The 9747-nt window shown below is 60.8% G+C and carries 10 protein-coding genes; all 10 read left to right on the forward strand.

What is annotated here, in order from left to right; translation table 11 throughout:
- The first annotated feature begins 3 nt into the window (after nucleotides 1-3).
- The 10 genes from iscX (at nucleotide 4) to der (ending at nucleotide 9638) form a co-directional block, all read left to right on the forward strand.
- Nucleotides 4-204 (forward strand): Fe-S cluster assembly protein IscX, encoded by a 201-nt coding sequence (gene iscX, locus FHK92_RS10175; RefSeq protein WP_181287929.1) that lies wholly within the window; start codon nucleotides 4-6, stop codon nucleotides 202-204.
- Nucleotides 205-292: 88 nt separating this feature from the next.
- A complete protein-coding gene (gene ndk, locus FHK92_RS10180; RefSeq protein WP_030139592.1) occupies nucleotides 293-718 on the forward strand; it encodes a nucleoside-diphosphate kinase in 426 nt (141 codons plus the stop codon).
- A 28-nt stretch (nucleotides 719-746) separates the two neighbouring features.
- Nucleotides 747-1895 (forward strand): 23S rRNA (adenine(2503)-C(2))-methyltransferase RlmN, encoded by a 1149-nt coding sequence (gene rlmN / locus FHK92_RS10185; RefSeq protein WP_053118626.1) that lies wholly within the window; start codon nucleotides 747-749, stop codon nucleotides 1893-1895.
- Between the two features lie 12 nt (nucleotides 1896-1907).
- Nucleotides 1908-2666 carry a type IV pilus biogenesis/stability protein PilW gene (gene pilW / locus FHK92_RS10190; protein ID WP_181287930.1) on the forward strand — a complete coding sequence of 253 codons (759 nt, stop codon included), beginning with the start codon at nucleotides 1908-1910 and terminating at the stop codon, nucleotides 2664-2666.
- A complete protein-coding gene (locus tag FHK92_RS10195; RefSeq protein ID WP_181287931.1) occupies nucleotides 2666-3712 on the forward strand; it encodes a RodZ domain-containing protein in 1047 nt (348 codons plus the stop codon). Before pilW ends, FHK92_RS10195 begins: the two co-directional genes overlap by 1 nt.
- Nucleotides 3713-3715: 3 nt before the next feature.
- Nucleotides 3716-4825: a flavodoxin-dependent (E)-4-hydroxy-3-methylbut-2-enyl-diphosphate synthase gene (ispG, locus tag FHK92_RS10200; RefSeq protein WP_181287932.1), complete on the forward strand. Its 1110-nt coding sequence runs from the start codon at nucleotides 3716-3718 to the stop codon at nucleotides 4823-4825.
- Between the two features lie 22 nt (nucleotides 4826-4847).
- A complete protein-coding gene (gene hisS / locus FHK92_RS10205) occupies nucleotides 4848-6137 on the forward strand; it encodes a histidine--tRNA ligase (RefSeq protein WP_181287933.1) in 1290 nt (429 codons plus the stop codon).
- Between the two features lie 40 nt (nucleotides 6138-6177).
- Nucleotides 6178-6819, forward strand: a complete 642-nt coding sequence (locus tag FHK92_RS10210; protein WP_030139587.1) for a tetratricopeptide repeat protein — start codon at nucleotides 6178-6180, stop codon at nucleotides 6817-6819.
- Nucleotides 6812-7963, forward strand: coding sequence for an outer membrane protein assembly factor BamB (gene bamB, locus FHK92_RS10215; RefSeq protein WP_181287934.1), 1152 nt, complete (start codon nucleotides 6812-6814; stop codon nucleotides 7961-7963). The genes FHK92_RS10210 and bamB overlap by 8 nt, the downstream gene beginning before the upstream one ends.
- Before the next feature lie 202 nt (nucleotides 7964-8165).
- Nucleotides 8166-9638 carry a ribosome biogenesis GTPase Der gene (der, locus tag FHK92_RS10220; RefSeq protein ID WP_181287935.1) on the forward strand — a complete coding sequence of 491 codons (1473 nt, stop codon included), beginning with the start codon at nucleotides 8166-8168 and terminating at the stop codon, nucleotides 9636-9638.
- The last annotated feature ends 109 nt before the right edge of the window (nucleotides 9639-9747 follow it).

Genomic DNA, 9747 nt, shown 5'->3' on the forward strand with positions numbered 1-9747 from the left:
GTCATGAGCTATGGTTGGAATGATGTACAACGCATCGCAGAAGAACTGGCCGAAGCCAAGCCGGACGTGGATCCGTTGACCGTGAATTTTGTCGATCTGCAGCGCTGGATCATGGAATTACCCGGTTTCGACAATACCTCTGGCCGTGTTGGCGAGAAGGTCTTGGAAGCGGTCCAGACGCTCTGGATCGAAGAAATCGACTGATCGACCTGGCAGGTTAGGCAATACCCCTGAACCCGCGTATAATTCGCGGGTTTAATTTTTCGCAAATTACCGTTTCTGGAGTTACACCATGGCTGTTCAACGTACTTTCTCCATCATCAAGCCTGACGCCGTTGCTAAAAACGTGATCGGCAAGATCGTTACCCGCTTCGAAGACGCTGGCCTGCGCGTTGTAGCTTCGAAAATGAAGCAACTGTCCAAAGCCGAAGCCGAAGGCTTCTACGCTGAGCACAGCGAGCGCGGCTTCTTCGGTGAGCTGGTTGCCTTCATGACCTCCGGTCCGGTTGTCGTTCAGGTGCTGGAAGGCGAAAACGCCATCGCTCGCAACCGTGAGCTGATGGGCGCTACCAACCCTAAAGAAGCTGCTCCTGGCACCATCCGTGCTGACTTCGCTGAATCCATCGACGCCAACGCCGTCCACGGTTCGGACTCCGAAGCCGCCGCTGCTCGCGAAATCGCTTACTTTTTCTCCGCTACTGAAGTAACCACTCGCTAAGCCCAGGCTTTTGAGTGAAGGTGAATCCATGACTACATCGAACGGCAAAACCAACCTGTTGGGCCTGACCCAGCCGGAAATGGAGAAATTCTTCGACTCGATCGGGGAGAAGCGTTTCCGTGCCGGCCAAGTGATGAAATGGATTCACCACTTTGGCGTCGACGACTTCGACGCCATGACGAATGTCGGCAAGGCCCTGCGCGAAAAGCTCAAGGCTGTTGCCGAGATTCGCGGCCCCGAAGTGGTCAGCCAGGACATTTCCAGCGACGGCACTCGTAAGTGGGTGGTGCGCGTGGCGTCCGGCAGCTGCGTCGAGACCGTCTACATTCCCCAGGGCAAACGTGGCACCTTGTGCGTTTCGTCCCAGGCAGGCTGTGCCCTGGACTGCAGTTTCTGCTCCACCGGCAAGCAAGGCTTCAATAGCAACCTCACCGCCGCCGAAGTGATCGGCCAGGTGTGGATTGCCAACAAATCCTTTGGCAGCGTCCCGGCAACCGTCGACCGTGCCATCACCAACGTGGTGATGATGGGCATGGGTGAGCCGCTGCTGAACTTCGACAATGTCGTCTCGGCCATGCACCTGATGATGGATGACCTGGGCTACGGCATTTCCAAACGCCGCGTGACCCTGTCCACCTCCGGCGTGGTGCCGATGATCGATGAGCTGGCCAAGCACATCGACGTCTCCCTGGCGTTGTCGCTGCACGCACCCAATGACGCATTGCGTAACCAATTGGTGCCGATCAACAAGAAATATCCGCTTAAGATGCTGCTCGAGTCGTGCCAGCGCTACATGTCGTCCCTGGGCGAAAAGCGCGTGCTGACCATCGAGTACACCTTGCTCAAGGATGTGAACGACAAGGTTGAACACGCGGTCGAGATGATCGAGCTGCTCAAGAACATCCCGTGCAAGATCAACCTGATCCCGTTCAACCCGTTCCCGCATTCCGGTTACGAGCGTCCGAGCAACAACGCGATTCGTCGCTTCCAGGATCAGCTTCACCACGCTGGCTTCAACGTCACCGTGCGCACCACCCGCGGCGAAGACATCGACGCTGCGTGTGGCCAATTGGTAGGACAGGTGCTGGATCGCACCCGTCGCAGCGAACGCTACATTGCCGTGCGCGAATTGAACGCCGCCGACGATGCAGTGCAGAACGCTGCGAACAGCCACTAAGAGAGGAACTCTATGTCCCTGCGCTTCGCGCTCGTTTTGCTGCTGGCCGGTCTTTGTTCCGGTTGTGTCCTGTCGGGTGACTACAACCCGATGAAGACCAGCAAAGGGCGCGACGAAGCCCGCCAGGCCTATGTGCAACTGGGCATCGGCTATCTGCAGCAGGGCATGACCGAGCGGGCCAAGGTGCCACTCAAGAAAGCCCTGGAACTGGATAGCTCCGACGCGGATGCCAATGCGGCGTTGGCGCTGGTGTTCCAGGCCGAGCTTGAATCGGACCTGGCTGACGAGCATTTTCGCAAGGCGCTGTCGGCCCGGCCGCAAGATGCTCGTATCCTGAACAACTATGGCAGTTTTCTCTACGAGCAGGCCCGTTACAAGGAAGCCTACGAACGCTTCGAGCAAGCGGCCGCCGATACCCTTTATCCCGAGCGTTCGCGGGTTTTCGAGAACCTCGGCATGACGGCCGCGAAGCTCGGCCAGCGCGACCTGGCTCGCCAGCAGCTTGAGAAGGCGCTGCGGCTCAACCGCCAACAACCGCGTGCACTGCTGGAAATGGCTGAGTTGTCTTACGAAGACAGGCATTATGTGCCCGCGCGTGACTATTACGAGCGTTTTAGCCTGCTCAGCGAACAAAATGCACGTAGTCTATTGCTCGGCGTTCGCCTGGCACATGTGTTTGAAGATCGCGACAAGGCTGCAAGTTACGGCCTGCAACTTAAAAGACTCTATCCCGGTACGCCGGAATATCAGCAATACCTGTCGGAGCAATGATGAAAGCGGCGCATCCCGAAGTTGTAGCAGCGACTCGCGTAAATCCCGGTGAGACCCTGCGTCAAGCCCGCGAAAGCAATGGTTGGTCGCTGGCCGAAGTGGCCCACAAGCTCAATCTCACCGTGACTTCCCTGAGCAATCTGGAAGCCGGCGCGTTCGACAAATTGCCAGGGCATACCTTCGCCCGGGGCTACATCCGCGCCTATGCCAAATTGCTGGGCATGGACCAGACCGTTCTGGTCCAGCAGTTCGATCAATTCACCGGTTCCGACGCCCAGGGCAGCAATGTACACAGCCTGGGCCGTATCGAAGAGCCCGTGCGTGTTTCCCACACCATTCTGCGCATCGTTAGCCTGTTGCTGCTGATCGCGGTGATCGGTGGCGGTTTTGTCTGGTGGCAAGACCAGGCGTCCTTGCGTACCAAGGAACCGGTTGCGATGAACACGGAGCACGTCGAAGTCGAAGGCGCCGACGGCACCACCCAGATCCATCCTCTGGACGAGCCGGAAGACCAGGCTGTTGCCGAAGGCCAGGCTGAAGGCGAAACCGCACTGGCGTTGCCTCAGGGCCAGGATGGTGCCGAGGACGATACCGCTGCTGGCAGCGAGCCTGCGGTGCCAGCCGTGCCGGTGCCTGCTCCTGCACCTGCCGCGCCAACGGCTCCGGCCCATGCCGGTAGCACTCCGGCAGTTCCTGCGAACCCAGCCCACACTGGTAGCACTCCGGTAACACCTGCTGCTCCAACTCCTGCCGCGCCGGCACCCACCGTGTCGGCTCCGGCTGCCCCAGCGGCCCCAGCAGCGGGTGACGGCCAGGTACAGATCCAGTTCACCGCCGATTGCTGGACGCAGATCACCGATGGCAACGGCAAAGTCTTGTTCAGTGGCCTCAAGCGCAAGGGCGACAGCGCGTCTGTCAACGGCAAGCCACCGTTTGCCGTACGCCTGGGTTATGCCCGTGGCGCGCAGGTCAGCTACAACGGCCAGCCGGTCGACATCGCTCCGTTCACCAGTGGCGAGACCGCTCGCCTGAAGTTGGGTCAATAAGTCATGCACGGCGAATCTCCAATCAAGCGTCGCGAATCCCGGAAAATCTGGGTCGGTAACGTGCCCGTGGGCGGCGATGCGCCAATCGCTGTGCAGAGCATGACCAACAGCGACACCAATGACGTGGCCGCCACGGTCGCGCAGATCAACCGCCTGGAAGCCGCTGGCGTCGACATCGTGCGCGTCTCCGTGCCGGACATGGACGCCGCCGAGGCGTTCGGCAAGATCAAGCGACTGGTCAAGGTCCCGTTGGTGGCCGACATTCATTTCGACTACCGCATCGCCCTGCGCGTGGCCGAGCTGGGTGTCGATTGCCTGCGCATCAACCCGGGCAACATCGGTCGTGAAGACCGCGTGCGTGCCGTGGTGGATGCCGCACGCGACCGCGGCATTCCGATCCGCATCGGGGTGAACGCCGGTTCCCTGGAAAAAGACCTGCAGAAGAAATACGGCGAACCGACCCCGGCCGCGCTGGTGGAGTCGGCCCTGCGCCATGTGGAGCACCTCGAACGCCTGAATTTCCAGGACTTCAAGGTCAGCGTGAAGGCGTCCGACGTGTTCATGGCCGTCGAAGCCTACCGCCTGCTGGCCAAGGAAATTGTCCAGCCCTTGCACCTGGGCATCACCGAAGCCGGTGGGTTGCGTTCGGGTACGGTGAAATCCGCCGTCGGCCTCGGTATGCTGCTCGCCGAAGGGATTGGCGATACCATCCGCATCTCGTTGGCGGCTGACCCGGTCGAGGAAGTGAAAGTCGGCTACGACATTCTCAAGTCCCTGCACCTGCGTTCCCGTGGCATCAACTTCATCGCCTGCCCGAGCTGCTCGCGGCAGAACTTCGATGTGGTCAAGACCATGAACGAGCTGGAAGGGCGCCTTGAAGACCTGCTGGTGCCGCTGGATGTCGCGGTGATCGGTTGCGTGGTCAACGGGCCGGGCGAAGCCAAGGAGGCCCATATCGGCCTGACTGGCGGTACACCGAACCTGATTTACATCGACGGCAAGCCGTCGCAGAAACTGACGAATGACAATCTGGTGGATGAGTTGGAACGGCTGATCCGCCAGAAAGCGGCCGAAAAGGTCGAAGCCGACGCAGCGGTCATCGCGCGCGGTTAAGTCGCAAGATTAAGGAATACATGTGAGCAAGCCTCTGCAAGCCATTCGTGGCATGAACGACATCCTGCCCGAGCAGACGCCCCTGTGGCGCTATTTCGAGGGCACCGTGGCGCGTTTGCTGGATAACTACGGTTATCGGCAGATCCGCATGCCGATCGTCGAGTTCACCGAGCTGTTCAAGCGCTCCATCGGTGAAGTGACCGACATCGTAGAAAAAGAGATGTACACCTTCGACGACCGCAACGGCGATTCCCTGACCCTGCGCCCGGAAGGCACGGCGGCTTGTGTACGTGCGGTGCTCGAGCACGGCATCACCGGCGGCGGCCAGGTGCAGAAACTCTGGTACGTCGGCCCGATGTTCCGTCACGAACGTCCGCAGAAAGGCCGTTATCGCCAGTTCCACCAGATTGGTCTCGAAGTGTTCAACCTCGAGGGGCCGGACATCGACGCCGAGCTGATCGTCATGACCTGGCGCCTGTGGGGCGAGTTGGGACTGCGTGATGCGGTCAAGCTCGAGCTCAACAGCCTGGGCACCAGTGAATCCCGCGGTCGCTACCGCGAAGCGTTGGTAGAGTTTCTCTCCGCGCACGTGGACAAGCTGGACGAAGACAGCCAGCGCCGCATGAAGACCAACCCGTTGCGCGTGCTCGACACCAAGAATCCGGAAACCCAGGCGATCCTGGTGGACGCGCCGAAAATGGCCGACTACCTCGACGACGAGTCCCGTGCGCACTTCGAAGGGCTGAAGGCTCGCCTGGACGCCGTGGGCATCCCTTACGTGATCAACCCAAAGTTGGTTCGCGGCCTGGATTATTACAGCAAGACCGTCTTCGAGTGGGTCACTGACAAGCTCGGCGCCCAGGGCACCGTGTGTGCCGGTGGTCGCTATGACGGGCTGGTAGAGCAGATGGGCGGCAAGCCGACCCCAGGCGTGGGCTTTGCCATGGGCATCGAGCGCCTGGTGCTGATGCTTGAAGCGCTGGACAAGGTGCCTGAAGAGCTGTCCCGCCAGGTCGACGTCTACCTGTGCGCCTTCGGCGAGGCTGCCGAGCTGGCCGCCCTGTCGTTGAGCGAGCGGATCCGCGATCAGTTGCCCAACCTGCGCCTGCAGATCAATGCCGGCGCCGGCAGCTTCAAGAGCCAATTCAAGAAGGCCGACAAGAGCGGTGCGCTGTACGCATTGATCCTCGGTGACGACGAACTGGCCCAACAAGTGGTAGGTTTCAAACCCCTGCGTGGCCAGGGCGAACAACAAAGTATTGCCTGGGATGCGCTTGCTGCACACCTGGCCACCTGCGTCGTGCAGGGTTGAAGCTGTCAAACAGCCGATTTAGCGATTAAGGAGTATTGGGGTGTCGAGTACCGAAGATGAACAGCTGGCGGATTTGAAGGACTGGTGGACGCGCAACGGCAAGCCGCTGGTCACTGGCGGCCTGTTGGCGCTGGTCATCGTGTTCGGCTGGCAGGCCTACCAGAAATACCAGAGCAACCAGTCGCAAGGCGCCTCGATGCTCTACCAGCAATTGCTGGAAACCACCCTGACCCCGGACGGCAAGCCTGACGCGGCCCGCGTGGCGGACCTGGCCGGCAAGCTCAACAAAGAGTTCGGCGGCACCGCCTACGCCCAGTACGGCAGTCTGTTCGTGGCCAAGGTCGCGGTGGACAGCGGCAAGCTGGACGACGCAGCCACCGAGCTGAAGGCGATCGTCGACAAACCGGCCAACCCAACCCTGGGCGAAGTGGCGCGTCAGCGCCTGGCGCAGGTGCTGGCGGCACAGAACAAGACCGAAGACGCCTTGAAGCTGCTCGACGGCGATGCCGACAAGGCATTCCTGGCCACTCGCGAAGAACTCAAGGGCGACCTGCTGGTACAGCTGGGCCGTGCCGATGAGGCCCATGCGGCCTACCAAAAAGCCAAGGCTGCGCTGTCGGATGAAGCGGCGGTCGGTGGCCTGCAAATCAAGCTGGACGACCTGGCCAAAGGGGATGCGTGACGTGATCCGTTGGAAACATGCAGCATTGCTGGCCCTGGCCATTCTGGCCGCGGGTTGCAGCAGCAACAGCAAGAAAGAACTGCCTCCGGCCGAACTGACCGATTTCAAAGAAGAAGTCGTGCTGCAGAAGCAATGGAGCCGCTCCATCGGCGACGGCCAGGGTGAAACCTACAACATGCTGGTGCCGGCCATCGACGGCGACACCATTTATGCCGGTGACGTCACCGGCGTCGTCATGGCCATGGATCGCATGAACGGCGACGTGAAGTGGAAGAAAGATCTCGAGCTGCCTGTGTCCGGCGCCGTTGGCGTGGGTTACGGGCTGGTCATGATCGGCACGCTCAAGGGTGAGATCGTCGCCCTGGACGCGAGCAGCGGTGAAGAAAAATGGCGCGCGCGCGTAACCAGTGAAGTCCTCGCACCGCCCGCCACCAACGGCGACGTGGTCGTGGTCCAGACCCAGGATGACCGCCTGATCGGCCTGGATGCCGCCACCGGCAACCAGCGCTGGTTGTATGACAGCACTCCGGCGGTACTGACCCTGCGCGGCACCAGCGCGCCGATCGTCACCAACCGCCTCGCGGTAGCTGGCTTGTCGACCGGTAAAGTCGTGGCCCTGGACATTTCCAACGGCGTGCCGGTCTGGGAACAGCGTGTAGCGATCCCGCAAGGTCGTTCGGAACTGGAACGTGTGGTCGACATCGACGGCGGCTTGCTGCTGTCCGGCGGTACGCTGTATGTCGCCAGCTACCAGGGTCGCGTCGCGGCACTGGACCTGGAAAGCGGTCGCGTGCTGTGGCAGCGCGATGCGTCCAGCTACGCCGGTGTCGCCCAAGGTTTTGGCAGCGTCTATGTGAGCCTGTCCTCGGGCACGGTCGAGGGCGTCGATGAGCGTTCCACCACCGCGTTGTGGAGCAACGATTCCCTGGCCCGTCGTCAACTGTCGGCCCCGGAAGTGTTCTCCAGCTACGTTGCAGTCGGTGACCTGGAAGGTTACCTGCATCTGCTCAGCCAGGTGGACGGTCGTTTCGTCGGCCGTGAGCGCATCGACAGCGACGGCCTGCGTGCCCGTCCGCTGGTGGTGGGCAGCATGATTTATGTGTATGGCAACAGCGGCAAACTGGAAGCCCTGACCATCAAGTAAGACTATGCTTGGGGCTAATCCCCCAAGCGGCTCCAGTTTTGTAGGAGCGAGCCTGCTCGCGAATGCGATGGATCAGCGGCCTGTATGTCGACTGACCCACTGCTTTCGCGAGCAGGCTCGCTCCCACAAGGTGGCCCCCGAGCACCAGCCGCTGCCTCGCAGCGGCTTTTGTATTTTCTGAAATAACGAAGTGGAGAGCCGCATGGTTCCCGTAATCGCCCTGGTGGGCCGACCGAACGTCGGCAAGTCCACCTTGTTCAACCGCCTGACCAGGACTCGCGACGCCATCGTCGGCGACTTGTCCGGTCTGACCCGTGATCGCCAATACGGTGAGGCCAAGTGGCAAGGGCGTACCTATATTCTGGTCGACACCGGCGGCATCTCCGGTGATGAACACGGCATGGACGAAAAAATGGCCGAGCAGTCGCTGCTCGCCATCGAAGAAGCCGATGTGGTGCTGTTCCTGGTAGACGCCAAGGCCGGTTTTACCGCCGCCGACCAGATGATCGCCGAGCATTTGCGCAAACGTAACAAGCGTTCCTACGTGGTCGCCAACAAGGTCGACAACATCGACCCGGACATGGCCCGCGCCGAGTTCGCACCGTTGGGCATGGGCCAGGCAATCCCGATCGCCGGCGCCCACGGCCGTGGCATCACCCAGATGCTGGAAATCGCTCTGGAGAGTTTCCCGAAAGACGACGAAGACGAGCCGGAAGAAGGCGAGGAAGAAGTCGTTGCCGAAGGCGAGGAAGCCAAGCGCATTCCGGGCCCGAGCGAAAAGGACGGGATCAAGATTGCGATCATCGGCCGTCCGAATGTCGGCAAGTCGACGTTGGTCAACCGCATGCTCGGCGAAGATCGGGTGATCGTCTACGACCAGCCCGGCACCACCCGCGACAGCATCTACATTCCCTTCGAGCGTAACGAAGAGAAGTACACGCTGATCGACACCGCCGGTGTGCGCAAGCGCGGCAAGATCCACGAGGAAGTTGAAAAGTTCTCCGTGGTCAAAACCCTGCAGGCGATCAAAGACGCCAACGTGGTGATCTTCGTGATGGACGCCCGTGAAGGCGTGGTCGATCACGACCTGAACCTGCTGGGCTTTGCCTTGGAAGCCGGTCGTGCGTTGGTCATCGCGATCAACAAGTGGGACGGCATGACGCCGAGCGAACGGGATTACGTGAAGGTCGAATTGCAGCGCCGGCTGTTCTTCGTCGACTTCGCCGACATCCACTTCATCTCGGCCCTGCACGGCACGGGCGTGGGCAACCTCTACGCCTCGGTGCAGAACTCGTTCAAGTCGGCGGTCACCCGCTGGCCGACCAACCGCCTGACCCAGATTCTCGAAGATGCCGTTGGCGAGCACGCGCCACCGATGGTCAACAACCGTCGGATCAAGCTGCGCTACGCCCACTTGGGTGGCGCCAACCCGCCGATCATTGTGATCCACGGCAACCAGATCGAGAAAGTGCCCAAGTCGTACGTTCGCTATCTGGAGAACACTTATCGTCGCGTCCTGAAGTTGGTCGGCACCCCGATCCGCATCGAGTTCAAGGGCGGCGAGAACCCGTACGAAGGCAACAAGAACACGCTCACCGACCGCCAGGTCAACAAGAAGCGCCGCTTGATGTCGCACCACAAGAAGGCCGACAAGAAGCGCCGCGACAAGCGCTGATCCGGGATTTGTCCGGATCGCTTTTGTGGCGAGGGAGCTTGCTCCCGCTGGGTTGAGCAGCATCCCCAAAGATGTACCTGTCACCACGGTGCATCAGATGAAACACAGG

It is taken from the genome of Pseudomonas brassicacearum subsp. neoaurantiaca, assembly GCF_013608025.1.
Lineage (GTDB): Bacteria > Pseudomonadota > Gammaproteobacteria > Pseudomonadales > Pseudomonadaceae > Aquipseudomonas.